The following is a 24,443-nucleotide window of genomic DNA, read 5'->3' on the forward strand; positions in this document are numbered from 1 at the left end:
GGGCCACGTCGGTGGCCGCGTGGCTCTGGCGCACCCAGGTTAATGGTGGTTAACCTGGGTGGCATGCACACCATGCATACCGCCCAAGAGAGCGCGGAGCACACCCAGCTCCGCCAGACCGTCCGAGAGTTCGCCGCGGCCGAGATCGCGCCGAACCTGAGCCAGTGGGACCGTGACCGGTACTTCCCGGTCGACGTGGTCCGCAAGATGGGGGAGCTGGGGCTGTTCGGCCTCACCGCCCCCGAGGAGTTCGGCGGGTCCGGCAAGGGGCTCACCGCGCTCTGCGTCGCGGTCGAGGAGCTCGGCCGCGTCGACCAGTCCATCGGCATCACGCTCGGCGCCGCCGTGGGGCTCGGGATCAACCCGCTCCTGGTGCACGGCACGCCCGGGCAGCAGGCCCGGTGGCTGCCCGACCTCGTCGCCGGACGCGCCCTCGGCGCCTTCGGCCTCACCGAACCCGGCGCGGGCAGCGACGCCAGCGCCATGGCCACCACCGCCGACCTGGTCGACGGGGAGTGGGTCATCAACGGGGCCAAGCAGTTCATCACCAACTCCGGCACCGAGATCACCAGCATCTGCACCGTCGCAGCACGCACCGGGACCAAGCCCGACGGCACCGCCGAGATCAGCACCATCCTGGTCCCCACCGACACGCCCGGGTTCGTCGTCGAGCCCTTGCACGACAAGATGAGCTGGCGCATCTGCGACACCCACCCCCTCACGTTCCGCGACGTGCGCGTGCCCGAGGAGAACCTGCTCGGCCCGCGCGGCGAGGGCTTCAAGCTCTGCGTCCAGTCGCTCAACAGCGGGCGCGTGGCCGTGGCCGCGCTGGCCGTGGGGTGCATCCAGGCGATGCTCGACGCCGCCGTCGAGCACGCGGGGGTGCGACCCACCTTCGGCGGGCCCATCGGCCGCAAGCAGGGCGTCGCGTTCCAGATCGCCGACCTCGCCGTCATGCTCGAGGCCTCGCGGGCGCTCACCTACAAGGCCGCGGCCCTCAAGGACGCCGACGCACCCCTGGCCGAGTTCCGCCAGGCGGCGTCCATCGCCAAGCTGTACGCCACGGAGTCGGCCGTCACCGCCACGCGCATCGCCGCGCAGGTGTTCGGCGGCTACGGCGTGATGGAGGACGGGCCCATCGCCCGCTTCTACCGCGACGCCAAGGTGCTCGAGATCGGCGAGGGCACCTCCGAGCTGCAGCGCATGCTCATCGCGCGCGGGCTGGGGCTCCCGGTCGAATGAGGTCAGCCCACGAGGGCGGCGCGCGCCATGCGGGTCAGGAGGGCCCGCATGGCGTCGCGCCCGATGCGCGCGCTGTGCGGCGTCGAGTTGAGCAGGCCGAACACCGCCTGCACCGCGGCGCGCGCCTCCGCCGGCCCCAGGTCCGGGCGCAGCGGGTGGAGCGCGTCCGTCCACACGCCGATGTAGGCGAGCTGGCGCTCGCGCACCTGTGCCCGCACGTCGGGGCCCAGGGTGCGCCACTCGCGCTCCTGGATCACGATGAGCGACGGGCGCTCCAAGGCGAACTCCGTGTGCCAGTCGACGAGGGCGTCGATGGTGCCCGCGCGGTCCTTCGCCCCGGCGAGGAGCTGCTCGGAGGCGTGCAGCAGGCACTGGCCGAGGATGTCCTCCTTGCCGGAGAAGTGCTTGTACAGCGCCGGCCCGGAGACGCCGACGGCGGCGCCGATGTCGTGCACGGACACGCCGTGGAAGCCGCGTTCGGCGAACAGGTCGGCCGCGGTGTCGAGGATCTGCCGCCTGCGTGGGGTCACGCGGGCAGTTTATGGGGGGTTAACGATGACTAACCAGTCGGTGGCGTCACCTGCGCCGTCGGGCACCGCGTCGGGCACCGCGACCGGGCCTGCCCCAGGGCTGCGCGAGCTCACCGCGGAGCTGCGCGAGCGCCTGGCCCGGGTGCGCGAGGGCGGGCCGCAGGCCGCCCGGGAGAAGCACACCGGGCGCGGCAAGCTGCTCGCCCGTGACCGCGTGGACCGGCTCCTCGATCCCGGGAGCGCGTTCCTCGAGATCGGCGCGCTCGCCGCCTACGACCTGTACGGCGGGGAGTGGGCCGTGCCGAGCGCGGGCGTCGTCGCGGGCGTGGGGCGGGTGGCAGGGCGCGAGTGCGTCATCGTCGCCAACGACGCCACCGTCAAGGGCGGCACCTACTACCCGATGACCGTGAAGAAGCACCTGCGCGCCCAGCAGGTCGCCGCCGAGAACCACCTGCCGTGCCTGTACCTCGTGGACTCGGGCGGCGCGTTCCTCCCGATGCAGGACGAGGTGTTCCCCGACCGCGAGCACTTCGGGCGCATCTTCTACAACCAGGCGCGGCTGTCCGCCGCGGGGATCGCGCAGGTAGCGGCCGTCATGGGGTCGTGCACCGCGGGCGGCGCGTACGTGCCCGCGATGAGCGACGAGTCGGTCATCGTGCGCGACCAGGGCACCATCTTCCTCGGTGGGCCCCCGCTCGTGCAGGCCGCCACCGGCGAGGTCGTCACGGCCGAGGAGCTCGGCGGCGGGCTGGTGCACGCCACCACCTCGGGCGTCGTGGACCACCTGGCCGACGACGACGCCCACGCCCTGCGCATCCTCCGCGACATCGTGGCCACCACGCGCGCGCCGCTGCCGTCGCTCGTCCGCGACGTTCCCGAGGAGCCCGAGCTCGACCCCGACGGCCTCTACGACGTGCCCGCCGACCCCCGCACCCCCTACGACGTGCGCGACGTGATCCGCCGCATCGTGGACGGCTCCCGGCTGACGGAGTTCAAGGCCCGCTACGGCGAGACGCTCGTGTGCGCGTTCGCGCAGATCGACGGGTACCCCGTCGGGATCGTGGCGAACAACGGGATCCTGTTCTCCGAGTCGGCGCTCAAGGGCGCCCACTTCGTCCAGCTCTGCGACGCGCGCCGCATCCCGCTCGTGTTCCTGCAGAACATCGCGGGGTTCATGGTGGGCAAGGAGTACGAGCACCGCGGCATCGCCAAGGACGGCGCCAAGCTCGTCACCGCCGTCTCCTGCGCCACCGTGCCGCGGTTCACCGTGGTGATCGGCGGGTCGTTCGGCGCGGGCAACTACGGGATGTGCGGGCGGGCGTACGACCCGCGCTTCCTGTGGATGTGGCCCGGCGCCCGCATCTCCGTCATGGGCGGGGAGCAGGCGGCGTCGGTGCTGGCCGTGGTGCGCGGGCTGGAGGGGGAGGAGGCCGAGGCGTTCAAGGCCCCGATCCGCGACCAGTACGACACGCAGGGCAGCCCCTACTACGCCACCGCGCGCCTCTGGGACGACGGCATCATCGACCCCGCCGACACCCGCCGCGTCCTCGCCCTCGGGCTCGCCGCCGCGGCCAACGCGCCGCTCGCCGACCCCTCCTACGGCATCTTCAGAATGTGACGCCCATGCACACCCTGCTTGTCGCCAACCGCGGCGAGATCGCCCTCCGGGTGATCCGCACCGCCCGCAGCCTCGGGCTGCGCGCGGTCGCCGTGTACTCCGACGCCGACCGCGGCGCCCCCCACGTCCGCGCCGCCGACCTCGCCGTCCGGCTCGGACCCACCCCCGCCGCCGAGTCCTACCTGAACGTCGAGGCGCTGCTCGACGCCGCCACGCGCACCGGAGCCGACGCCGTCCACCCCGGCTACGGCTTCCTCGCCGAGAACGCCGCGTTCGCCCGCGCCGTGCTCGCCGCCGGGCTCACCTGGGTGGGCCCGCCGCCCGCGGCCATGGAGACCATGGGCCGCAAGGACACGGCGCGCGAGGTGGCGCTCGCGGCGGGGGTCCCCGTGCTGGAGCAGGTCCCAGTGGCCGACGACGGCGCGGTGGCCGGGCTGGTCCCGGGCCTCGCCGGCAGCGCCGACGGTCGCTCCGTGGCGGCCCTCGCAAGCTCGCTCCGCCCCGACGCTCCGGTCCTCGTCAAGGCGGCCGCCGGCGGCGGCGGCAAAGGCATGCGGATCGTGCGCGACCCCGACGACCTCGCGGCGTCGGTGGCCGCCGCCCGGCGCGAGGCCGCAGCCGCCTTCGGGGACGACACCGTTCTGCTGGAGCGGTACGTCGAGCGCGGACGCCACGTGGAGGTGCAGGTCCTCGCCGACACGCACGGCCACGTGGTGCACCTGCACGAGCGCGACTGCTCCGCGCAGCGTCGCCACCAGAAGGTTCTGGAGGAGGCGCCCGCTCCCCGGCTCGACCCGGCCCTGCGGGACCGGCTCCACGCCTGGGCCGTCGACCTCGCGTCGAAGGTGGGGTACGTCGGGGCGGGGACGTGCGAGTTCCTGGTCGCGGACGGCTCCGACGGACCGGACGGCCCCGGCGGCCCGGAAGCGTGGTTCCTCGAGATGAACACCCGGCTCCAGGTGGAGCACGCGGTCACCGAGGAGGTGGTGCGGGTCGGCGGCCGGCGGCTCGACCTCGTCGCCGAACAGCTCCGGGTCGCCGCCGGGGAGCCGCTGGGGTTCGCGCAGGAGGAGGTGTCCGTCGTCGGGCACGCGATGGAGGCTCGCGTGTGCGCCGAGGACGCGTACGCGGGGTTCCTGCCGCAGGCGGGCACCGCCCGCCGTGTGCTGTGGCCCGCGGGGGCGCGGGTGGAGGCCGGGCTGGAGGACGGGACCGACGTGCCCGCCGCGTACGACTCGCTCGTGGCGAAGGTGATCACCTCCGGGGCGTCGCGGGAGGCGGCCCGGGGGGCGCTCGTGGCGGCGCTGTCCGAGACGGTGGTGCTCGGGCTCACGACCAGCACCGGGTTCCTGCGGGAGCTCGCCGGCTCGGAGGCGTTCCGCGACGGGGAGGTCCACACCGCGTGGCTCGACACGCACGCCGTGGCCGCGCCCGACCCGTGGCCCGCGCTGGTCGCGGCGGCGTGGGCGGTCGCCGAGGCCGGCGGGGACGGCTGGCGTTCCGGCGGGCCGCCGGGCCCCGCGTGGGTCGAGCTCGACGACGTCGTGCTGGTCGTCGCCCGGGCGAGCGTCGCCGAGGGCGAGGTGCGCGGGGACCAGGTGGCGCGGGTGCGCGCCGTGGGCGACGGGCTCCTGGAGATCGACGGCGCGGTGCGGCGCTTCGTCGTGGAGGTGCGGCCCCGCACGGTGGATGTGGCGCACCTGGGGCACACGTTCCGGTTCGGGCGGCCGGACGGGTCGGCGTCGGCGCGGGCGTCGGACGCGTCCGACGGCGTGGTCGTCGCGCCGATGCCCGGGACGCTCGCGCGGGTCGACGTGTCGTCCGGCGAGGTGGTGGCGCGTGGCCAGGCGCTTGGTGTGCTGGAGGCGATGAAGATGGAGCTCGCGCTCACGGCGCCGGTCGACGGCGTGGTGACGGTGGGGGCGTCGGCGGGTCAGCAGGTGGCGGCGCGGCAGGTCCTTTTCGAGGTGGCGCCGGGCGCGGCGCCGTCGGACGCCGCGGAGGTGGCCGGTGCGTAGGCCGCAGGTGGTGCCCGACCGGTCCCTGCCGTCGACCGTCACGGTCTACGAGGTGGGGCCGCGGGACGGGCTGCAGAACGAGGACGCCGTCGTGCCCGCTGCGATCAAGGTGGAGCTGGTCGAGCGGCTGCTGGATGCCGGGCTGCCGGTCGTGGAGGCCACCAGCCTGGTGCACCCGCGCTGGGTGCCGCAGCTCGCCGACGCGGAGGAGGTGCTGGGGCTGCTCGTCGGCGCGCTGGGCGACCGGGCGCGCGACCTGCCCGTGCTGGTGCCGAACGAGCGGGGGCTCGACCGGGCGCTGGACCTCGGGCTGCGGCACGTCGCGGTGTTCGCGAGCGCCACCGAGACGTTCGCGCGACGAAACCTCAACTCGGGGCTGGACGAGCAGTGGGAGATGTTTCAGCCGGTGGTGGCCCGGGCGCTCGACGCGGGGATGCGCGTGCGGGGGTACGTGTCGATGTGCTTCGGTGACCCGTGGGAGGGGGCCGTCCCGCTGCCGCAGGTGGTGGCGGCGGTGCGGCGGCTGGTCGACCTGGGCGTGTGGCAGGTGTCGCTCGGGGACACGATCGGCGTGGGGACGCCGGGGCACGTCGTCGGGCTGCTGGACTCCCTGAACGCCGCGGGCGTGCCCGACTCCGTGCTCGCGCTGCACGCGCACGACACCTACGGGCAGGCGCTGGCGAACGTGCTGGCCGCGCTGCGGCACGGCGTGACGACGTTCGACGCGTCCGCGGGCGGGCTCGGCGGGTGCCCGTACGCCGAGTCCGCCACGGGCAACCTTGCCACGGAGGACCTCGTGTGGATGCTCGACGGTCTCGGTGTCGCGACGGGGGTGTCGCTGGAGCCGCTGGTCGCCACGAGCGTGTGGCTGGGGGAGCGGCTGGGCAGACCGTCGCCGAGCCGGGTGGTGCGGGCGCTGAGCGGCTCCGTGGTGTGAGGATGGGGGCATGACCCTGAAGATCGGATACAAGGCGTCGGCGGAGCAGTTCGGGCCGCGTGAGCTCGTGGAGCTGGCCGTGCGGGCGGAGCAGGCGGGGCTGGACAGCGCCGTCGTCTCGGACCACTTCCTGCCGTGGCGGCACGAGGGCGGGCACGCGCCGTCGGCCCTCGCGTGGCTCGCGGCGGCGGGCGAGCGGACCAGCCGCATCACGCTCGGCACGAGCGTCCTGACCCCCACCTTCCGCTACAACCCCGCGGTGATCGCGCAGACGTTCGCCACCCTCGGGCTGCTCACCGAGGGCCGCATCATGCTCGGCGTCGGCACCGGCGAGGCGCTCAACGAGATCGCCGTGAGCGGCCGCGAGTGGCCGGAGTTCAAGGAGCGGTTCGCCCGCCTGCGCGAGGCCGTCGACCTGATGCGCCGGCTCTGGACCGAGGAGTCCGTGTCGGTCGAGGGCGAGTTCTACACCCTGGTCGACGCGCACATCTACGACCGGCCGTCCACGCCGGTGCCCGTCTACGTGGCCGCGGGCGGGCCGCTCGTCGCGAAGTACGCCGGGCGTGCGGGCGACGGGTTCATCTGCACCTCGGGCAAGGGCATGGACCTCTACACCGAGAAGCTGCTGCCCGCGGTCCGCGAGGGCGCGGAGAAGGCCGGGCGCTCGTTCGACGACATCGACCGGATGATCGAGATCAAGATCTCCTACGACCGGGACGCGGACGCCGCGCTGGAGAACACCCGCTTCTGGGCGCCGCTGTCGCTCACGCCGGAGCAGAAGCACTCCGTCACGTCCGCCGAGGAGATGGAGCGCCTCGCCGACGAGCTGCCGATCGAGCAGGTGGCGCAGCGGTGGATCGTCGCGTCCGACCCCGACGAGGCCGTCGCGATGATCCAGCCCTACCTCGACGCCGGGCTCAACCACCTCGTGGTCCACGGCCCCGGGAACGACCAGGACCGGTTCCTGGACCAGTTCGCCGAGGACGTGCTGCCGCGGCTGCGGAAGCTGAACTGAGCTGAGCTGAACGCGCCAGACTGCTTCCAGGGCCGCCGGAGCCCCGGTAGACGGACCTGGAAGCAGTCTGGCGCGTGTCCCGGGGCGCTCGGCCGGTGTGGCACCCTCGGGGCGTGAGCCCCTCCACCCTCCCGCTGCCCGACTCCGTCACCCACGTCCTGCTCGACCTCGACGGCACCCTCACCGACTCCGCCCCCGGCATCGTGTCGTCGCTCCGCGCCGGCTTCACGGCTGTGGGGCTCCCGGTGCCGTCCGACGAGGTGCTGCTCACCTTCGTCGGGCCGCCGCTCGGCACGAGCATGGCCCGGATCGGCCTGTCCGACGACGACGCCGCGGCCGTCATCGCCGCCTACCGTCGGTCGTTCGAGGCGGGCGGCATGTTCGAGAACTCCCTGTTCCCCGGCATCCCCGAGGCGCTGACGGCTCTGCGCGAGGCCGGGGTGACGCTCGCGATCGCCACCGCCAAGCCCGAGGTGTACGCGCTGCGGATCGTCGAGCACTTCGGGCTCGACGCGTGGCTCGAGGGCGGGCTCGACGGGGTCTTCGGCGCCGAGCTCGAGGGCGCCGGCGTCTCGGCCGGCAAGGGGCCGATCATCGCGCGGGCGCTGGCGGCGCTCGCGGCCCGGGCAGGCGGCGACCCGGCGGGTGACCTCGTGGGCCGCGCCGTCATGGTGGGCGACCGCGAGCACGACGCGGAGGGCGCCGCAGAGAACGGCATCGCGACGGTCGGCGCGCGCTGGGGCTACGCCGAGCCTGGCGAGCTGGAGGCGGCTGGTGTCACGGTGTTCGCAGACACGCCCGAGGCCCTGGTCAAGCTGTTGGTGAGCTGACGACGGCTGGGCGTGCGACATCGTCGCGTGCCCAGCCGTGCGCGCCCGTGCTCACCGCCGCGGAAGGGGACCGACCGGGCCCGAGCTCGGCGGTGATCAGCACAGCCTCAGGATGGCACGCCGCCTGGACAGTTGGTGCTCCTGCGTTGTCACTCCGAGTACACATTGTCACCAGGGGTGACAGTGCCGGTTGCACATATGTTCTGCGGCGCCCCGATCCGGGGGCCCGGGCGCTCCATCCAGTGCATCGTGGGGTCCACCGCCCGGAAGCCGAAGCGCTCGTACAGGGAGTCGGCGTCCGCCGTGGCGAGCAGCGTGCGCCGGAGACCGAGCGGGTCGAGCGTGGCGAGGATCTCGCTCACGAGCAGCTTGCCCAGGCCCTTGCCGCGGTGCGCGGGGTCGACGATCACGTCGCTCAGCCAGGCGAACGTCGCCCCGTCGGAGATGACCCGGGCGAACGCCGCCTGCGCGCCCGTCTCCCGCACGTAGACGCCGAAGGGCCAGGAGCCCGCGATCGCCGCGTCGGTGACGTGGCGCGGACGGTCGCGGGCCCAGTACGAGTGCTCGACGAGGAGGGCGTGGACACGCTCGGCGTCGACCCTGGTGCGGTCGGCGGAGAACTCGTACACCGGGTCCGGAGGCTGCGTCATCCAGCGATGACAACATGCCTCCTCGCCTGGTCGCCAGCGCATTCCGCCTGGTGGCGGAGTTGCGTCACGGAAGGTTCCACCGGACGACGAGCCGGACGACCGGGTTGCCGCCGTGGTCCTCGCGCACCCCGCCCACGATCCGGTTCAGGAGCTCGACGCCCTCGGCCGGCGCGACGGCGTGGGTGAGGAGCGGAGTCAGGCTGTCGCCGGACAGCTCGAGGTCGACGGCGGCACGGGCGAGCCGTTCGTTGGTCACCCCGCGGTTGCCGGTGAACCGGATCCCGGCGCCCTGGTGCACCCGCGGCGGCCACGGTCCGCCCGTGTTGTCCGAGCGGGTCACGGCGAGGTCGACGCCGTCGGTGCCGTCGGTGCCGTCGGGCACGGCGGGCGTCGGGACGCCGCCGATCGTGTGCACCGCGACCAGCCGGCCGCGCAGCAGCTCGACCAGGCGTGCGACGCGGGGCACCGTGGCGTCGCGGTAGACGGCGGACAGGAGGCCCGCTCCCTCCGGGACGTGCGCCAGGAGGTCCCGGTCGCCCTGACCGTCGGGCCGCCCGTGGGGCCGCCCGTCGCGCTCGGTGAGGTGCCCGACGACGTGCCGCCCCGGCACGTGCCGCTCGGCCCAGCGCCGGACCCGCTCGTGCCGGTGGATCACGGTCACGTCCGACGAGCCGCCGAGCACGTGGCTCGCGCGTGCGGCGGCGAGCAGGCCGATGAGCCCGCCGCCGTCCACGACGAGGTGCCGCACCCCGGCCAGGCACAGGCACTCCAGCCCGTACGTCACCACGGCGAGCGGCTCGGTCAGCGTCCCGAGCGTGGCCGGGACAGTTTCCGGGACGGCGAGGAGCTGTCCGCCGGAGACGGCGTCGGCCCCGATGAGCACCCGCTCCTGGAAGAGGCCCGGCACGTTGTGCCCGAGGAGGAAGTCGGGGTTGCCGGGCGCAGTCGGGTTGACCATGACCCGGTCGCCGACGGCGACCGGGGAGACGCCCCGGCCGACGGCGACCACACGGGCGAAGCCCTCGTGACCGACGGTGCTCGCGGGGTCGGGCCGCATCCGGCGCAGGATCTGGATGTCCGTGCCGCAGAGGCTGACGGCCTCGGGGGCGAGGAGGACCTCGCCCGGCCCGGGGTCGGGAGTGGGGACCATGTCGAGCCGGCAGTCGGCCGGGGTCCGGACGATGGCGTGGTGGGAGTTGAGCATAGGGATGTGCGGCGTGCCCCCCCCGCGCCCCCCCCCCCGGGGGGGCCCCCCCCGCGCCTCCTTCCTGGGTTCGGGTCGGGTACGTCGGTCGATCAGGCGGCCGGCGGCTCGGGACGCAGCCGGCCCTGGGCGAGCAGCCGCGCGCCCGTGAGGAGGTCGCACTCCCCGGGCCGGAGCACCCGGACCCGCTCGGCGACCCAGGCGGCGTCGCGCCCGCGGTCGGAGTACCCGCGCGGCTCGGCCAGCTGCCGGTGCAGCTCGTGCTCGTACCGCTCGCCGAGGTTGGCCGCCACGCCGCCCCCGACGCCCACGAGCTCGGCGTGCGGGCGCAGCGTCCACAACGAGCGGACCGCCTCGGCGATCGGGCGGACGGCCTCTGTGAGCAGGGCGCGGGCGGTCTGGTCCTCCTGGTCGAGGAGCCCGGCGAACCGCTCCTCGAAGCCCGCCGCCGGTCCCAGGCCCATCACCTCGGCGGCCCGGGCGAGGCCCGGCCCGGACGCCACGGAGGCCACGTGCCCCGCCCCGCCGCAGTCGCACGGCAGCGGCCCGTGCTCCGTCAGGGCGCGGTGGTGCGGCACGGCGGCCCCGTGGCCGATCTCGCCCTGGAGCCCCCACCGGTCCACCTCGATGACGCCGCGCGCGACGTCGGCCGTGCGCAGCGCGACGCCGCTGCTCACCGTCACGTAGGTAACCTGCGCGGCCCAGGCCGGGGCCCGCTCGGCGAACGCGGCGACCCCGCAGGTGAGGTCGTTGAACACGTGCCAGGTGGCGTCCGGCCGACGGTAGCGCAGGATCTGAAGGAGGGGCAGCGGCCCCTCGTAGTCGCCCCACAGGGGGCCCGAACCGTGCACCACGCCGGTCGACTCGTCCATCGCCGCGCCGAGCGAGATCGCGACGTCGGCCCCGGGCGGTGCGGACCGGTCGATCAGGTCGATCAGCTCGTCGAGGAGCTCGGGCACGGCCCGAGCCGGCTGCCGGAGCCGGCTCGGGGCCGCGACCGTGGCGACCTGCGGGTCGGTCGCCGGGCCGGCCTGGGTCCGGGTGCGGAACCAGGTTCCACCCACGTCGATGTCGACCAGCGGGCGGTGCGCCGTCGTCGTCACCGGGAGCCGCCGATCGTCACCCGGACGCGGTGCTCGCCGACGGCCTCCGCGCGCACCTCCGTCAGGTCCGGCACGGCGGCGAGCACCGCGCCGGGCGTGGGGGCCGGAGCCCCGCCGTCGGCCCCCACCTGCAGCACGGCGGCGCCGCTGCGGACCCCCGCCTCGATCCCCGCGAGAGAGTCCTCGACGACCAGGCACTCCCGGGTCGGGACCCCCAGCACCCGGGCGGCGCGCTGGAACCCCTCGGGGTCAGGCTTGCCGACCGCGACGTCCTCGGCGGCGACGAGCACCGGCGGGACCGGGAGGCCCGCCGCCTCGATCCGGCGCAGGGCCACCCGCGCGGGCGCCGACGTGACAACGGCCCAGGTCCCGTGCGGGAGCGACCGCAGGAGCGTGCCCGCACCGGGCACCTCGGCGATCCCGCCCACCTTCTCCTGCTGCTCCCGCACGATGCGGTCCAGCTCGGCCGCGGCCTCCGCCGGGTCGCCGACGTGGTCGGCGATGATCGCCGCCCCGGTACGACCCGGCACACCCGGCAGCACGACGGCCGGGTCGAGGCCGCGCCGGTGGGCGAACGCCGTCCACGTGGCCGTGATGGACGCCTCGGAGTCCAGCAGGGTGCCGTCCATGTCGAACAGCAGGGCGCTCACCGTGCGGTCGACCGTGCGGTCGACCGTGCCGGCCGGCGAGCCCAGGCCGGCCTCCGCGTCGTGGCGCAGCCGGATGATCGGGATCGGCCGGCTGGTGCGCGCCCGGAACCCCTCGAACTCCGGCACGAGCGCGACCTGCCGCTTCCAGAGGACCTGCGCCTCGGCGTCGGTCACGCGCTCAGGCCGCACGGGCAGACGCCGGTCGCCCAGCTCGACCTCCCCGCGCCCCGTCGCCAGGAGGTTGCCCACCCAGCTCGGGTCCGACGGAGAGCCGCCGTTGAGGCCGAACACGACGTAGCCGTCGTCGTCGGGCAGGTAGAGCACCGGGGTGGTGCGCGGCGTGCCGGTGCGCCGGCCGGCGACCGTCAGGAGCAGCAGGTGCTTGTCGGCGAAGGCCGCCACGCGCCCGCGGTTGGCGCGGAACTCGGTGACCACGGGGTCAGACATGGCCGCCCTCCTTCACCAGGACCGGAGCGGGGTCGCCCGCGGGCGCGGCCGGCGCCCCGGCTCCCGCTGCGGTGCCCGACGGCGCCGCGGCGGGCCGGGCGCCCGTGCGTCCCCACCGCCGCATCGCCGGGACCTCGACGAACCGGTACAGCACCCAGCCCAGGGCGAGGCTGATCACGAGCGAGACGAGGACCAGGGCGAGGGCCTCGAGCGGGGGCCGCGGCACGTCGTCGGGCGCCCTGGTGGCGAGGCCCACCGGGCCGTACTGGAGCACCAGGAAGTGGACCATGTAGAACGCGAAGGACACCTCCCCGAGCAGCACCAGCGGCCGGGCGGAGAGCCAGCCGCGGTGGCCGCGGTTCTCCCGGTCGGCGAGCGCGGCGATGAGGAGAGCCAGCGGCGGAGCGATCGGCGCGACCAGGCCGAACGGGCCCGGCACGAGCACCATCCCGGCGTACCCGAGTCCCACCAGCGGCAGCGTGGCGGCCACGCTCAGGCGAGGCAGCACGTTCTCGGCCACCATGCGGGCCATCACCATGCCGAGCACGAAGTCGCCCAGGCGGGACACCGGCAGGAAGTACGTGAACCAGTTCTGCACCCACGGCATGTCCTGGAAGGGCGACGGGGCGCTGCCCGGCAGCACCAGCGCGACGGCCGGCACCACGAGGATCAGCCCCAGCGCCGCGAGCGCCGCCCCCCAGAGCCGTGCCGGCCGCACCCGCCGGAGCCAGAGGGCGACCAGCGGGAACGACAGGTAGAAGAGCAGCTCGCACGCCAGGGACCACGAGGGGCCGTTGGTGCCGAACAGGACCGGCAGGTCCGTGCTCCACGACTGCAGCAGGAACAGGCTGGGCAGCAGCGACGCGAGCGGTACCGCCGCCAGGGCGCCGGTCAGGGCCATGAGGCCGAGACCGGCGACCCACGTCACCAGGTGGTTGGGGAAGATCTTCGCGAGCCGGCGACGGTAGAACGCGGCGACCGTGTCCTGGTCCCGGGCCGACCACATCAGGACGAAGCCCGACAGGACGAAGAAGAACGTGACGCCCGCGTACCCGAGGCGGCCGGCGTAGCGGTCCAGCGCGCCGGCCAGGGCCGGGTCGGCCACGACGTGGTTGACGGTCACGTGCGTGACGAACACGGCGAGGGCCGCGAAGAACCGCGTCGACGTCAGCGTGTCCAGGGCGGGGCGGCGGCTCATGACGCACCGCCCGGCAGGCGCACGGACTGGGTGTGGCGGAACACGTTGCTGGGGTCCCAGCGGAGCTTGACCTGCTGCAGCCGGGCGTAGTTGTCGCCCCAGTAGAGGGTGGTCCAGGGCACGCCCGACCGGTTGCGGGCCGGGTCGCTGATGTCGCCGTCGGGGTAGTTGATGTAGCAGCCGGCGGTGACGGCGTCGTGCACGGGGGCGCCGCCGGTCGAGGCGTACGTCTCCTCGTACAGGTCGCGGAGCCAGGCGATGTTGTGCGCGTCGTCGGCCGCGTCGGTCCAGTAGGTCTGGAACAGGAGCTTGAGGATGGCGTCGCGCTGGTAGCTGGCGGTCGCGCCCGGGGCCACGGTGTTCACCGCGCCGCCGTAGGAGGTGGCGACGAGCATGCCGTAAGGGTTGTCGTAGTCGGGCCGGGTCAGGTGCTTGTAGGCGGCGGCGATGTGCTCCTCCGTGAAGCTCCTCTTCAGGTAGGCGGACTTGTGCTCGCCGCGGAACGTGGGCGAGGTCTGCAGGGGTGACCCCATGCCCATGTGGCGGGTGGCCTTGAGCCATGCGAGCCGCAGCACGGTCTCGGTACGGCGCACGCCGGCGGCCGCGTCCAGCTCGTCGAGGAACGAACGGACCAGCTGCTCGGCGTCGGGCCGCGTGGCTTCCATCTGGATGAGCGCGTTCACGGCACCCGCCGACCGGTGCGGCATGAACAGCCAGCTGCACAGGCCCGCGTAGGGGCTGCTGGGCGTGGCGTGGCGCTCGTGCCACCTGCCGTAGGCGCGCAGGAGGTTCGCGAAGCCCTGCTCGGTGAGGTCGTCCCACGACCAGCTGGGCGTGACGACGAGGACCTCGGCCGGCGGGGCGGGGAGCTGCTGCTCCGGGTCGGTGCCCGTGGCGGTGGGGGAGCGGAACCAGTAGCGCGTGACCACGCCGAAGTTGCCGCCGCCCGCGCCGGTGTGGCCCCACCACAGGTCGTGGTTCGGGTCGGACGGGTTCCGGCTCGCCACGACCGAGCGGACGGCGCCGCTCGCGGACACCACGACCACCTCGACGGCTTCGAGGTAGTCGACGATCAGGCCGAGCCGGCGCGACAGCATGCCGTAGCCGCCGCCCGGGGCGTGGCCGCCGATGCCCACCGTGGCGCACACGCCACCCGGCACCGTCACGCCGAAGCCCTGGTACAGGCCGGTGTACACGTCGAGGAGGGAGGCGCCCGCCTCGACGGCGAACGCGTTGCGCGCGGGGTCGAAGTAGACGCGGCGCATCAGGCTCATGTCGATGACCGTCTGCACCTGCGGGTTGTAGATCCAGTCCTCGTAGCCGTGGCCGCCGCCGCGCACCGCGATCCGCTTGCCGCGGCTCACGGCGTACCGGACGGCGTCGACGACCTGAGCCGTGGTGGTGGGCAGGCGGACGGCGTCCGGCGACCCGACCCACCGCTGGTTGAACGGGGTGATGACGTCCTGGTACTGGCGGTCCGCCGGGGTCACCGTCAGGGCGGTCGGGGCCGCCGCCTCCGTGGTGGCCGGGCGAGCCAGGGTGGCCGCGCCCGCGCCGCTCTCCAGGAGCTGGGACAGGCCGAGCAGCGCGGCGCTGGTGCCGGCGGTCTTGAGGACGGTCCGTCGGTCGACGTGGACGGTCATGCGTGGATCTCCTTCGGGGTGGCCGAGGCCTGACGGCCGGGGGCGGTCTGGTGGGCGTGGGCGGTGAGGTCGCGCAGCTGGTGCAGGGCGGCGGCGATCTCGTCCTCGGTGACGTCGTTCACGAACGTGGCGCCGCCGATGCCCACGGGGAGCGGGAGCCGCTGCTGCCCGTCGCGGTGCCGGCGGCTGTCCTCGAGGGCACGGCTGAGCAGGTCGGCGTCCAGGCAGTCGGCCCAGGTGGGCAGGCGCAGGGCGCGCATGACGTCGAGCACGAGCTGCATCTCGACGTCGGTCATCAGGCCGCGGCGGGCCGCCATGACGGTGGTGACCGCCATGTCGACGCAGACGGCCTCGCCGTGGAGGAGGCTCGGGAGGGCGTGCATCTCGACGGTGGGGCTGAAGGTGTGCCCGTAGTCGACGACGCGCTCGAGCTGCGCCTCCCACAGGTTGGGCTGCAGCTCCTCGAGCATCCCGTGGATGGCGCGCTCCAGGGTGAACAGGGCGGCGTTCCGGCCGGCCTTGTCGGAGTTCTGGAACTTCAGGTCGATCAGCTCGGGCCCGTAGCTGCTGAGCACGTCGAAGAGCTCGCGGTCCTTGATGAGGGCGATCTTGAGGATCTCGGCCAGCCCGTTGGAGACGTGCCGCTCGTCGAGCGTCGCGAGGAACGTGGGGTCGAGCAGCGTCAGGGACTTCTCGAAGTACGTGCCCAGACGGTTCTTGTGCCCGTTGAAGTTGACGCCGGTCTTGACACCCACGCCGGCGTCCACGAGGCCGATCAGCGTGGTGGGCACGCGGACGAACGGGGTGCCGCGCCGGTAGAGGTTGGCGACGAGGCCGACGATGTCCATGATCACGCCGCCGCCGATGACGATGAGCGGCTCCCGGCGGCGGTCGATCCCGAAGGCGTCGATCTCGGCGGCGACCTTGACCAGCATGTCGAGCGTCTTCACGGTCTCGTCGATGTCGAGCACGAGGAGCCGGACCTCGACGCCGTGGTGGTCGAAGTAGGCGCGGACACGCTCGCCGTACAGGCGGTCGACCACGGAGTCGACGACGACGAACCGGCGCCGGGAGGGCTCGCTGGCCCCGGCCTCCAGGAGCTCGGTGGAGCTCGGGTCGAAGACGTCGTCGCAGAACCGGATCTCGTAGCTGACGTCCTTCTGCGCACGTACCTTCCAGGCGTCGATGTGCCTGCTCTCGACGAAGACGCCGCTGTCGTATGCCTCAGTGCTCAGAGGTGTGCTCACTGGTCTCTCCTCGGCGAAGGGGGGCGGGCCGGCCGCGGTCTGCGGGCCGGCACTGCTGACGTCGAGAAGACAAGCGCTTCCCCGTCGTCCGAGGCCAGCACCGGTGCCGCGATGCATCACATCTGCTGGACTACGTCAGGTCGGAGCTGACGAAGTCCTCGCGGACCTGACAGGGTCCCGCCCGACCTGACACTGTCCAGCCGTCCTGACACCCTTCCTCCGCCTCCCTTGGCCCCGTCTCCCAGTCCGGCGAAGGTGGGAGCACTCGTCAGAACGAGCGATCCAGGAGGAGAGACATGACGATCAACGAGAGCCCGGCGTCCCCCAAGACGGACCCCACCGTCCGCATCGGGACGGCCCTCGAGGTGGGCCGCATCGGCTACGGCGCGATGCGCCTCGGCGACGCCGACGTGTGGCAGGGACCGGCCGACCGCAAGGCCGCCCTGGACGTGATCCGGAAGGCCGCCGACCTCGGCGTCACCCTGTTCGACACCGCCGACGCGTACTCCCTCGGTGCCAACGAGGAGCTGGTGGGCGAGGCGCTCGCCGGCCGCGACGACGTCGTCATCGTGAGCAAGGCGGGCGTGACCCGCCCGGGGCCCACCATGGAGGAGTGGATCCCCCTGGGCCGCCCGGAGTACCTCAAGCAGCAGGTGGAGCTGAGCCTGCGCCGCCTGGGCGTGGAGCAGGTGCCCGTGTACCTGCTGCACCGCGTGGACCCCGCCGTCCCGCTGGCCGACCAGGTGGGCGCGCTCAAGGAGCTGCAGGACGCCGGCAAGATCGGCCACCTCGGCCTCTCCATGGTCACCGTGGAGCAGATCCAGGAGGCGTCGGCGGTGGCCGACATCGCCGTGGTGCAGAACCTCTTCAACCTCGCCGCCCGCGACGACAGCGACGTCGTGGACTACTGCGAGAGCGAGGGCATCGTGTACATGCCCTTCTTCCCGATCGCGGTGGGGGAGCTCGCCCAGCCGGGCGGCACGCTCGCCGAGGTGGCCGCCGAGGTGGGCGCCACGCCCGCGCAGGTCTCGCTCGCGTGGCTGCTGTACCGCTCGCCGGTCATGGCGCCGATCCCCGGCACGGGGTCGCTCGACCACCTGGCGGAGAACATCGCCGCGATCGACGTCGAGCTGACCGACGAGCAGCTGCTCCGCCTCGTCGAGCGGCAGTGACGTCATGACCACGACGCACGGCGTGGTCCGCGGCACGGTCCGCGCCGGGTTCGAGAGCCTGCAGGCCGAGCTCGCCCGCAGCTTCGACGAGCGGGACGAGCTGGGGGCGGCGTTCGCCGTCGCGGTGGACGGCGAGGTCGTGGCCGACCTGTGGGGCGGCGTGGCCGACGCGCGGACCGGGCGCCCGTGGGCGGCCGACACCCTGCAGCTCATCTTCTCGGGCAGCAAGGGCCTGGTCGCGACGGCGCTGCTGGTGCTCGCGGAGCGGGCGCCGCTCGACCTCGACACGCCCGTCGCCGCGTTCTGGCCGGAGTTCGCCGCCGAGGGCAAGGGCGGCATCACGCTGCGCCAGGTGGTGACGTTCACGGCCGGCCTGCCCGCGCTGCGGGAGCCGGTCAGCCAGGAGGACGTCGAGGACCCGGCGGCGATGGCGGCGCTGATCGCCGCCCAGCCGCCGGAGTCCGACCCCCGGGCCTACCCGCTCATGTACGGCCCGTTCACCCCCGGCTGGGTGGTGGCGGAGGTCGTGCGTCGTGTCGACGGGCGGGACCTCGCGACCTTCTTCCGGGAGGAGGTCGCCAGGCCGCACGGGCTGGACGTGCACTTCGGGGTGCAGGAGAAGGACCTGCACCGCGTGGCCCGCACGGAGTACGGCACGGGGTTCCTGGCGCAGTTCAGCAGCTACTTCACCAGCACCGACCCCCTGACCCGGCGGGTGTGGCAGAACCCCATGCCGTTCCCGCCCGACCACGACCTGTGGTCGGAGCCGCGCCGCCTGCTCGCGCTGGTCCCCGCGATCAACGTGGCCGGCACGGCACGGGACCTCGCCCGCCTCTACAGCCTCCTCGCGGCCGACGCCGTGCGGGAGCCCGGCGAGGCGCCCGCGATCCTCGGCCGGGCGACCCTGGCGGACGCCACCCGGCGCCACGTGTCCAGCACGGACGCCGTCATCGGCGTCCCGATGGTCTACGGCGGCGGCGGGTACCGGCTGCGGACCAAGCCGCGGCCGGGCCCCGACGGGGACAGCTTCGGGCACGACGGCGGGGGCGGCTCCGCCAACCAGGCGTGGCCGCGGGTCCGGGCCGGCGTCTCGTACGTGCCCAACCGGCTCATCGCGCTCGGCCCGGACGACAAGCGCGCGGGGAGCCTGGTCACGGCGACCGGTGCGGCGTTCGAAGGACGCCTGGCGACCCGGTGAGACCGGGCGGTACCGGGATCCGGGGAGGGCCCGGTACCGCCTCCTGCACAGGCCGGCGGGACGCACCCCAGCGTCCCGCCGGCCGAGCCGCGCCCCTGGTCAGAGGGTGAAATCTCCTCGGCGTGAAGGGCCTTCCGGTATTCTGACCGGCAGAAACTGCACATCTGTTTAATAACGCCTGACTGAGGCCGGGAGTACCCGGCCGCCTGGGGGATCGGTCATGAGTGTTCATCCGGACGACGACCTCGACACCGTCGAGGGAACCATCGAGAGGGAGCAGGCCGCCGAGCTCTGCCAGCTGGTGCTGGCCGGCCTGGCACGGAGCGACCAGCGGCGCACCGGCCTCGACTACGTGCTCGGCCTGCTGGCCGCACGGGGGCGCAAGACGGTCCGCGGCATCGCCAGCTGCGACAAGGCGCAGACCGCCTACGAGCAGCGGCTCCACCACTTCATCAGCCGGTCCACGTGGTCGTCGCGCGGCGTGCTCGCCAAGCTGACCGACCACCTGCAGACGCAGGACCAGGCCCGCGGCTGGGTCATCCGGCCGATGGTGGTCGAGAAGCACGGCGACCACTCCGTCGGCGTCAAGAACGAGGTGGTGCCCTGCCTCGGCCGCGTCGTCAACCACCAGCACGTGCTGGCCACCTGGTTCATGGGCTCGCGCATGACCGTCCCGGTGGACTGGCGCCTCGTCATCCCGCGCGCGTGGACCGCCGACGACGAGAAGCGCGCCCGCGCCCGGATCCCCAGCAGCACCGACAGCCCGACGTCGTCGCACGCCGCGGCGGCGCTCGTGAAGTCGCTGCGCCCGCAGACGGCCGCGCCCGTGATCATGGACGCCCGCGAGACCGACGCCGCGCTGGTGATCCGGGCCGCCCAGGCCAAGGGCGTGCCGTTCCTGCTGCGGATCCCCGGCAGCACCATCCTGACCGTCGCCGACGAGCGCGGCGCCGGTCCCGTGACCGTGCGGGCCCAGCGGCTCGCCGAGGTGGTGCGCCCGCAGCGGCGCCCCGTCCCCGGCGCCGTGCCGCGCACGGCGAGCCGCGCCCAGGTGACCCTTCCGTCGGCCTCGGGCCCGGTGGCCGCGAGCCTGGTCAGCGTCTGGTCGAGCGAGGCCGGCTGGGCCGGCGTGTGGCTCACCGACCTCGACACCGACCTGGGCCGCGTCGTGGCGCACACCGACCTGGTCGACGCCGCCGACGAGGCCTTCACGCAGACCGCCCGCCCGCTCGGGGCAGTCGACTACGAGGGGCGCTCCTACGACGGCTGGCACCACCACATGGCCATGGTGTCGATCGCGCACGCGGCCCGCGCCCGCGTGCAGTCGGACGAGGCCGACCTGGCCGCGCTGGCGGCGCTGGCGCTGGCGCCCGGCGACGCGCTGGACCACGTGCCGGACGAGGTGCCCGGCGAGGCGCTCGCGGTCGGCGCTACAGCAGGCGACGCGAGTCCGGCCGGCTGATCCGCAGCCACCGGAAGCCGTACCCGTCCAGGACGACCTCGGCCTCGCCGGAGTCCCCGACCGTGCACTCGCCGTCCTCGAGCAGGTCGACGAGCCGGGTGGCGGGGTCGAGGTCGTCGAACGTCAGGGGCACGGTGCAGGGGTTCGGCGCAAGGTTGTGGAGCGTGACCATGGAGGCGTCGTCCCACGTGGTGCGGAGGGCGAGCACGGACGGGTGCGGCTGGCCGAGCACCTGCGGCTCGCCCCAGCCGAGCTCCGGGCACTCGCGGTAGCGCCGGACGAGGAGCTGGACGAACGCCAGCAACGAGTCGGGGTCGCGGCGCTGGTGCGCCACGTTGACGTGCTCGGGCGCGTAGCCGTCGTCGGGCACAGGGCCCGCGAGCTTGCGCGCCGGCGCGCGCGAGAACCCGCCGTTCGGTCCGGAGGTCCACTGCATCGGGGTGCGGACGGCCAGCCGGCCCTCCGCGGCGAGGTTCTCGCCCATGCCGATCTCCTCGCCGTAGAAGAGGACGGGGGTACCGGGCAGAGCGAAGAGCAGGGAGTAGGCCATGCGGATCCGGCGGGGGTCTCCCCCGAGCATGGTGGGCAGCCGGCGGCGCAGCCCGCGGCCGTAGAGCTGCATCTCCGGCTCGGGGCCGAACGCGGCGAAGACCTCCTGCCGCTCCTCCTCGGTGAGCTTGTCGAGGGTCAGCTCGTCGTGGTTGCGCAGGAAGGTGGCCCACTGCGCGTCGCGCGGGATGGGCGGCCGCTCCGAGATGCTGGCGGCGAGCGGCCCGGCGTCCTGCCGTGCCATGGCGAGGTAGAGCGCCTGCATGCCGTTGAAGTCGAACTGGAGCATGAGCTCCGTCGACGACGGCCCGGAGTCGTCGCCCTCGCCCGACCCGTCGTCGCCGAAGTACAGGCGCTGCTGGTCGAACGGCAGGTTCACCTCGCCCATGAGGATCGATTCGCCCGCCCGGCGAGAGAGGAACGACCGGAGGCTGCGCAGGAAGTCGTGCGGGTCGTCGATGTCGTCGTCCGGCGTCCCGGCGGCGTCGGTGAGGAAGAACGGCACGGCGTCCACGCGGAAGCCGGACAGGCCGAGCTGGATCCAGTAGCCCATGGTCTTGGCCACGGCTTCGCGCACCTTCGGGTTCGCGGTGTTGAGGTCGGGCATGTGCCGGTAGAAGCGGTGCCGGTACCACTCGCCCGTCTGCTCGTCCTGGGTCCAGATGCCTTGCTCCTGGTCCGGGAAGACGACCTGGTCCTTGGTCGGCTCAGGCGGGTCGGAGCGCCAGACGTAGAAGTCGCGGAACGGGTTGTCGGTGCTGCGGCGGGCGGCCTGGAACCAGGGGTGGCGGTCGGACGTGTGGTTGACGACGAGGTCGGCGATGACCCGGATGCCGCGGTCCCGCGCGGTGCGGACGAGCTCCACGAGGTCGCCGACGTCACCGAGCCGTGGGTCGACGCCGAGGTAGTCCGTGATGTCGTAGCCGTCGTCGCGGTCGGCCGTCGGGTAGAAGGGCATGAGCCACAGGCACGTCACGCCGAGGTCTGCCAGATGGTCGATGCGCTGGACGAGCCCGGGGAAGTCACCCACGCCGTCGTCGTTCCAGTCCATGTAGGTCTCGACGTCGAGGCAGTAGATGACGGCGTTCTTCCACCACAGGTCGCCTGTGTCTCGAATCTTCATACCGACATGCCTACCGAGGTGTGGGACCACCCGCTCGCCGAGACGCGAGGACGACGACGGCGCCGCCACCGCCGGAGCGGTGACGGCGCCTCGGGAACCAGCCCGGTGTCAGCCGATCGTGGCGACCGGCGCCGGCAGTGGCGTGCCGGAGCCGTCGCGGCGCTGGTCCAGGGCGGGCAGCTCGACGGGCTGGCCGCCGGAACCCACGGCCCGGGCGGGCGCCACGCCCACCCACGCGAGGACCAGGCGGTCCTCGCCGCGCAGGAGCCGCTGCGACCGGACGCCGCCCGTGGCGCGGCCCTTGGCCGGGTACAGCTCGAACGGCGAGACCTTGCAGCCGCCCTGGTCCACCCCGGGCAGCGCGTCGGCCGAGCCGGCGATGGTCACGACGACGCCGGAGTCGCGCGACCCGGCGGGCACCGCACCGAAGAAGACCGCCTGCTGGCCCTCGGCCAGCTTGATGCCCGCCATGCCTCCGGCGGCGCGGCCCTGGGGGCGCACGGCGGACGCGGCGAACCGCAGGAGCGAGGTGTCGGAGGAGACGAACACGAGCTCGTCCTCGTCGGTGACCGTGGTGGCCCCCACGACGGTGTCGCCGTCCTTGAGCGCGATCACGTCCCACTCGTCGCCGTTCTTGGGCACGTCGCCCGCGGCGACCCGCTTGACCACGCCCGACGCGGTGCCGAGCGCCACCGTGGGCGCCTCGGCCGAGAGCGACGCCACGGCGAGCACCTTCTCGCCCGGCTGGAGCACCACGAGCTCGCTGACGGGGATGCCTCCGGAGAGGCTCGGCGCGCCGTCGGTGGGCGGCAGCGCCGGCAGGTCGAGGACGGAGATGCGCAGCGCACGCCCGGCCGAGGTGACGAGCGCGACCTCGCCGCGCGTGGTGGCCGAGCAGTCGCCCAGCATGGCGTCGTGCGCCGCGCGGCGGCCCTCGCGGGACACCGGGACGTCCTCCGGCAGGCGCGCGAGCAGCCCGGTGGCCGACAGCAGCACGCGCGTGGGGGAGTCGGCGATCTCGAGCGAGATCGGAGCGGCACCCCGGGCGGCCGCGCCGCGGCCCGCGGGGGCCGCCGCGACCGACCCGACGGAACCGCCGGCGGAGTCGAGCAGGACCGTGCGCCGCGGCGTGCCGTAGGTCTTGGCCACCTCGGTCATCTCGCCGGACACGACCTTCCGCAGGAGCGCGTCGTCGGCCAGGATGGCCTCGAGCTCGGCGATCTCCTTGCGCAGCTGCTCCTGCTCCTTCTCCAGCTCGATCCGCGAGAACCGGGTCAGGCGGCGGAGCTGCAGGTCGAGGATGTAGGTGGCCTGCGGGTCGGACAGGTCGAACACGCTGATGAGGCGCTCCTTGGCGCCCGTCGCGTCGTCGGACGTGCGGATCACCTGGATCACCTCGTCGATGTCGACGATCGCGAGGAGCAGGCCCTCGACCAGGTGCAGCCGCTCGCGGCGGCGGCGCAGCCGGAACTCCGACCGGCGCCGCACCACGGAGATGCGGTGGTTCACCCAGACGCGCAGCAGCTCGAGCAGCCCGAGCGTGCGCGGCTGGCCGTCCACGAGCGCCACGTTGTTGATGCCGAAGGAGTCCTCCAGCGGCGTGGTGCGGTACAGCTGCTCCAGCACCGCCTCGGGGTCGAACCCGGTCTTGACCTCGACGACGAGGCGCAGGCCGTGCGCGCGGTCGGTGAGATCCTGGACGTTGACGACGCCCTGGATCTTCTTGTTCTTGACGCCCTCGGCGATCTTCTCGACCACCTTCTCGGGGCCCACCAGGTACGGGAGCTCCGTGACGACGATGCCGCGGCGCCGGGGCGTGAGGTTCTCGACGCGCGCGGTGGCGCGGGTGCGGAACGTGCCGCGGCCCGTGCGGTAGGCGTCGCGGACGCCCTCGAGCCCCACGATCTTGCCGCCCGTGGGCAGGTCCGGTCCGGGGACGAACCGCAGCATGTCCTCGAGCGTTGCGTCGGGGTGCTTCACCAGGTGCTGCGCCGCGGCCACGACCTCGACGAGGTTGTGCGGCGGCATGTTCGTGGCCATGCCGACCGCGATCCCGGAGGCGCCGTTGACCAGGAGGTTCGGGATGGCCGACGGCAGCACCTCCGGCTGGGTCAGCTTGTTGTCGTAGTTCGGGACGAACTCGACCACGTCCTCGTCCAGCCCCGACGTCATCGCGACCGACGGCGGCGCCAGGCGCGCCTCGGTGTACCGGGGGGCGGCCGGGCCGTCGTCCAGCGAGCCGAAGTTGCCGTGCCCGTCCACGAGCGGGAGCCGCAGCGAGAAGTCCTGCGCGAGGCGCACCAGCGCGTCGTAGATCGCGGTGTCGCCGTGCGGGTGCAGCTTGCCCATGACCTCGCCCACCACGCGCGACGACTTCACGTGCGCGCGGTCGGGGCGCAGCCCCATGTCGGACATCATGTAGAGGATCCGGCGCTGCACCGGCTTGAGCCCGTCCCGTGCGTCAGGAAGCGCGCGGGAGTAGATCACGGAGTAGGCGTACTCGAGGAACGACGCCTCCATCTCCGCCGAGACGTCGATGTCCACGATCTTCTCGTGGATCTCGCTCGGATCGAGCGGCGGGGTCGACGGCTTGCGCGCCATGAGTGT

The 24,443-nt window shown here is 73.7% G+C and carries 19 protein-coding genes; 9 read left to right on the forward strand and 10 right to left on the reverse strand.

What is annotated here, in order from left to right; all coding sequences use genetic code 11:
- Positions 1–63: 63 nt before the first annotated feature.
- The gene (locus tag AC060K_RS14730; RefSeq protein ID WP_483766152.1) at positions 64–1,242 is read left to right on the forward strand and encodes an acyl-CoA dehydrogenase family protein; all 1,179 of its coding nucleotides are present in this window, start codon (positions 64–66) and stop codon (positions 1,240–1,242) included.
- Between the two features lie 2 nt (positions 1,243–1,244).
- On the opposite strand, the gene AC060K_RS14735 is transcribed toward AC060K_RS14730, so the two are convergent.
- Positions 1,245–1,772: a TetR/AcrR family transcriptional regulator gene (locus AC060K_RS14735; RefSeq protein ID WP_483766153.1), complete on the reverse strand. Its 528-nt coding sequence runs from the start codon at positions 1,770–1,772 to the stop codon at positions 1,245–1,247.
- Between the two features lie 25 nt (positions 1,773–1,797).
- On the opposite strand from AC060K_RS14735, the gene AC060K_RS14740 reads away from it, so the two are divergent.
- The 5 genes from AC060K_RS14740 (at position 1,798) to AC060K_RS14760 (ending at position 8,190) form a co-directional block, all read left to right on the forward strand.
- The gene (locus tag AC060K_RS14740) at positions 1,798–3,390 is read left to right on the forward strand and encodes an acyl-CoA carboxylase subunit beta (RefSeq protein ID WP_483766154.1); all 1,593 of its coding nucleotides are present in this window, start codon (positions 1,798–1,800) and stop codon (positions 3,388–3,390) included.
- A 5-nt stretch (positions 3,391–3,395) separates the two neighbouring features.
- Positions 3,396–5,408: an acetyl/propionyl/methylcrotonyl-CoA carboxylase subunit alpha gene (locus AC060K_RS14745; RefSeq protein ID WP_483766155.1), complete on the forward strand. Its 2,013-nt coding sequence runs from the start codon at positions 3,396–3,398 to the stop codon at positions 5,406–5,408.
- Positions 5,401–6,345, forward strand: coding sequence for a hydroxymethylglutaryl-CoA lyase (locus tag AC060K_RS14750; RefSeq protein WP_483766156.1), 945 nt, complete (start codon positions 5,401–5,403; stop codon positions 6,343–6,345). Before AC060K_RS14745 ends, AC060K_RS14750 begins: the two co-directional genes overlap by 8 nt.
- Positions 6,346–6,355: 10 nt before the next feature.
- Positions 6,356–7,360: a glucose-6-phosphate dehydrogenase (coenzyme-F420) gene (gene fgd / locus AC060K_RS14755; RefSeq protein WP_483766157.1), complete on the forward strand. Its 1,005-nt coding sequence runs from the start codon at positions 6,356–6,358 to the stop codon at positions 7,358–7,360.
- Between the two features lie 113 nt (positions 7,361–7,473).
- Entirely contained in the window at positions 7,474–8,190 is a 717-nt protein-coding gene (locus AC060K_RS14760; RefSeq protein WP_483766158.1) for an HAD hydrolase-like protein, read from the forward strand.
- A 149-nt stretch (positions 8,191–8,339) separates the two neighbouring features.
- Here the strand turns inward: AC060K_RS14760 and AC060K_RS14765 are convergent, their stop codons facing one another.
- The 7 genes from AC060K_RS14765 to AC060K_RS14795 form a co-directional block, all read right to left on the reverse strand.
- On the reverse strand, positions 8,340–8,840 hold the full coding sequence (locus AC060K_RS14765; protein WP_483766159.1) for a GNAT family N-acetyltransferase: 501 nt from the start codon (positions 8,838–8,840) through the stop codon (positions 8,340–8,342).
- A gap of 64 nt (positions 8,841–8,904) precedes the next feature.
- A complete protein-coding gene (locus tag AC060K_RS14770) occupies positions 8,905–10,044 on the reverse strand; it encodes an alcohol dehydrogenase catalytic domain-containing protein (protein ID WP_483766160.1) in 1,140 nt (379 codons plus the stop codon).
- Positions 10,045–10,136: 92 nt separating this feature from the next.
- On the reverse strand, positions 10,137–11,147 hold the full coding sequence (locus AC060K_RS14775) for an ROK family protein (RefSeq protein ID WP_483766161.1): 1,011 nt from the start codon (positions 11,145–11,147) through the stop codon (positions 10,137–10,139).
- The gene (locus AC060K_RS14780) at positions 11,144–12,244 is read right to left on the reverse strand and encodes a nitroreductase/quinone reductase family protein (RefSeq protein WP_483766162.1); all 1,101 of its coding nucleotides are present in this window, start codon (positions 12,242–12,244) and stop codon (positions 11,144–11,146) included. Before AC060K_RS14780 ends, AC060K_RS14775 begins: the two co-directional genes overlap by 4 nt.
- Positions 12,237–13,442, reverse strand: coding sequence for an acyltransferase family protein (locus tag AC060K_RS14785; protein ID WP_483766163.1), 1,206 nt, complete (start codon positions 13,440–13,442; stop codon positions 12,237–12,239). Before AC060K_RS14785 ends, AC060K_RS14780 begins: the two co-directional genes overlap by 8 nt.
- A complete protein-coding gene (locus tag AC060K_RS14790; RefSeq protein WP_483766164.1) occupies positions 13,439–15,085 on the reverse strand; it encodes an FAD-binding oxidoreductase in 1,647 nt (548 codons plus the stop codon). Before AC060K_RS14790 ends, AC060K_RS14785 begins: the two co-directional genes overlap by 4 nt.
- Positions 15,082–16,332: a sedoheptulose 7-phosphate cyclase gene (locus tag AC060K_RS14795; RefSeq protein WP_483766165.1), complete on the reverse strand. Its 1,251-nt coding sequence runs from the start codon at positions 16,330–16,332 to the stop codon at positions 15,082–15,084. The genes AC060K_RS14790 and AC060K_RS14795 overlap by 4 nt, the downstream gene beginning before the upstream one ends.
- 296 nt (positions 16,333–16,628) lie before the next feature.
- Here AC060K_RS14795 and AC060K_RS14800 point away from each other — a divergent pair, with 296 nt between their 5' ends.
- The 3 genes from AC060K_RS14800 to AC060K_RS14810 all read left to right on the forward strand — a co-directional run bounded on the left by AC060K_RS14800 (position 16,629) and on the right by AC060K_RS14810 (position 20,164).
- The gene (locus AC060K_RS14800; RefSeq protein ID WP_483766166.1) at positions 16,629–17,504 is read left to right on the forward strand and encodes an aldo/keto reductase; all 876 of its coding nucleotides are present in this window, start codon (positions 16,629–16,631) and stop codon (positions 17,502–17,504) included.
- A gap of 4 nt (positions 17,505–17,508) precedes the next feature.
- Entirely contained in the window at positions 17,509–18,702 is a 1,194-nt protein-coding gene (locus tag AC060K_RS14805) for a serine hydrolase domain-containing protein (RefSeq protein WP_483766167.1), read from the forward strand.
- A 220-nt stretch (positions 18,703–18,922) separates the two neighbouring features.
- The gene (locus AC060K_RS14810) at positions 18,923–20,164 is read left to right on the forward strand and encodes an IS701 family transposase (protein ID WP_483766168.1); all 1,242 of its coding nucleotides are present in this window, start codon (positions 18,923–18,925) and stop codon (positions 20,162–20,164) included.
- Here AC060K_RS14810 and AC060K_RS14815 read toward each other — a convergent pair.
- On the reverse strand, positions 20,133–21,836 hold the full coding sequence (locus AC060K_RS14815) for an alpha-amylase family protein (protein ID WP_483766169.1): 1,704 nt from the start codon (positions 21,834–21,836) through the stop codon (positions 20,133–20,135). The genes AC060K_RS14810 and AC060K_RS14815 overlap by 32 nt on opposite strands.
- Before the next feature lie 108 nt (positions 21,837–21,944).
- Positions 21,945–24,437 carry a DNA gyrase/topoisomerase IV subunit A gene (locus tag AC060K_RS14820; protein WP_483766170.1) on the reverse strand — a complete coding sequence of 831 codons (2,493 nt, stop codon included), beginning with the start codon at positions 24,435–24,437 and terminating at the stop codon, positions 21,945–21,947.
- Positions 24,438–24,443: the final 6 nt, after the last annotated feature.

The sequence above is a fragment of the Antribacter sp. NEAU-D49 genome (genome assembly GCF_057158775.1).

Bases quoted from the DNA above. Each gene is read 5' to 3' on its own strand.
- AC060K_RS14740 (WP_483766154.1), top strand. From the start codon at position 1,798: ATGACTAACCAGTCGGTGGCGTCACCTGCGCCGTCGGGCACCGCGTCG.
- AC060K_RS14810 (WP_483766168.1), top strand. From the start codon at position 18,923: ATGAGTGTTCATCCGGACGACGACCTCGACACCGTCGAGGGAACCATC.
- AC060K_RS14815 (WP_483766169.1), bottom strand. From the start codon at position 21,836: ATGAAGATTCGAGACACAGGCGACCTGTGGTGGAAGAACGCCGTCATC.
- AC060K_RS14800 (WP_483766166.1), top strand. From the start codon at position 16,629: ATGACGATCAACGAGAGCCCGGCGTCCCCCAAGACGGACCCCACCGTC.
- AC060K_RS14765 (WP_483766159.1), bottom strand. From the start codon at position 8,840: ATGACGCAGCCTCCGGACCCGGTGTACGAGTTCTCCGCCGACCGCACC.
- AC060K_RS14805 (WP_483766167.1), top strand. From the start codon at position 17,509: ATGACCACGACGCACGGCGTGGTCCGCGGCACGGTCCGCGCCGGGTTC.
- AC060K_RS14820 (WP_483766170.1), bottom strand. From the start codon at position 24,437: ATGGCGCGCAAGCCGTCGACCCCGCCGCTCGATCCGAGCGAGATCCAC.
- fgd (WP_483766157.1), top strand. From the start codon at position 6,356: ATGACCCTGAAGATCGGATACAAGGCGTCGGCGGAGCAGTTCGGGCCG.
- AC060K_RS14770 (WP_483766160.1), bottom strand. From the start codon at position 10,044: ATGCTCAACTCCCACCACGCCATCGTCCGGACCCCGGCCGACTGCCGG.
- AC060K_RS14745 (WP_483766155.1), top strand. From the start codon at position 3,396: ATGCACACCCTGCTTGTCGCCAACCGCGGCGAGATCGCCCTCCGGGTG.
- AC060K_RS14785 (WP_483766163.1), bottom strand. From the start codon at position 13,442: ATGAGCCGCCGCCCCGCCCTGGACACGCTGACGTCGACGCGGTTCTTC.
- AC060K_RS14730 (WP_483766152.1), top strand. From the start codon at position 64: ATGCACACCATGCATACCGCCCAAGAGAGCGCGGAGCACACCCAGCTC.
- AC060K_RS14780 (WP_483766162.1), bottom strand. From the start codon at position 12,244: ATGTCTGACCCCGTGGTCACCGAGTTCCGCGCCAACCGCGGGCGCGTG.
- AC060K_RS14790 (WP_483766164.1), bottom strand. From the start codon at position 15,085: ATGACCGTCCACGTCGACCGACGGACCGTCCTCAAGACCGCCGGCACC.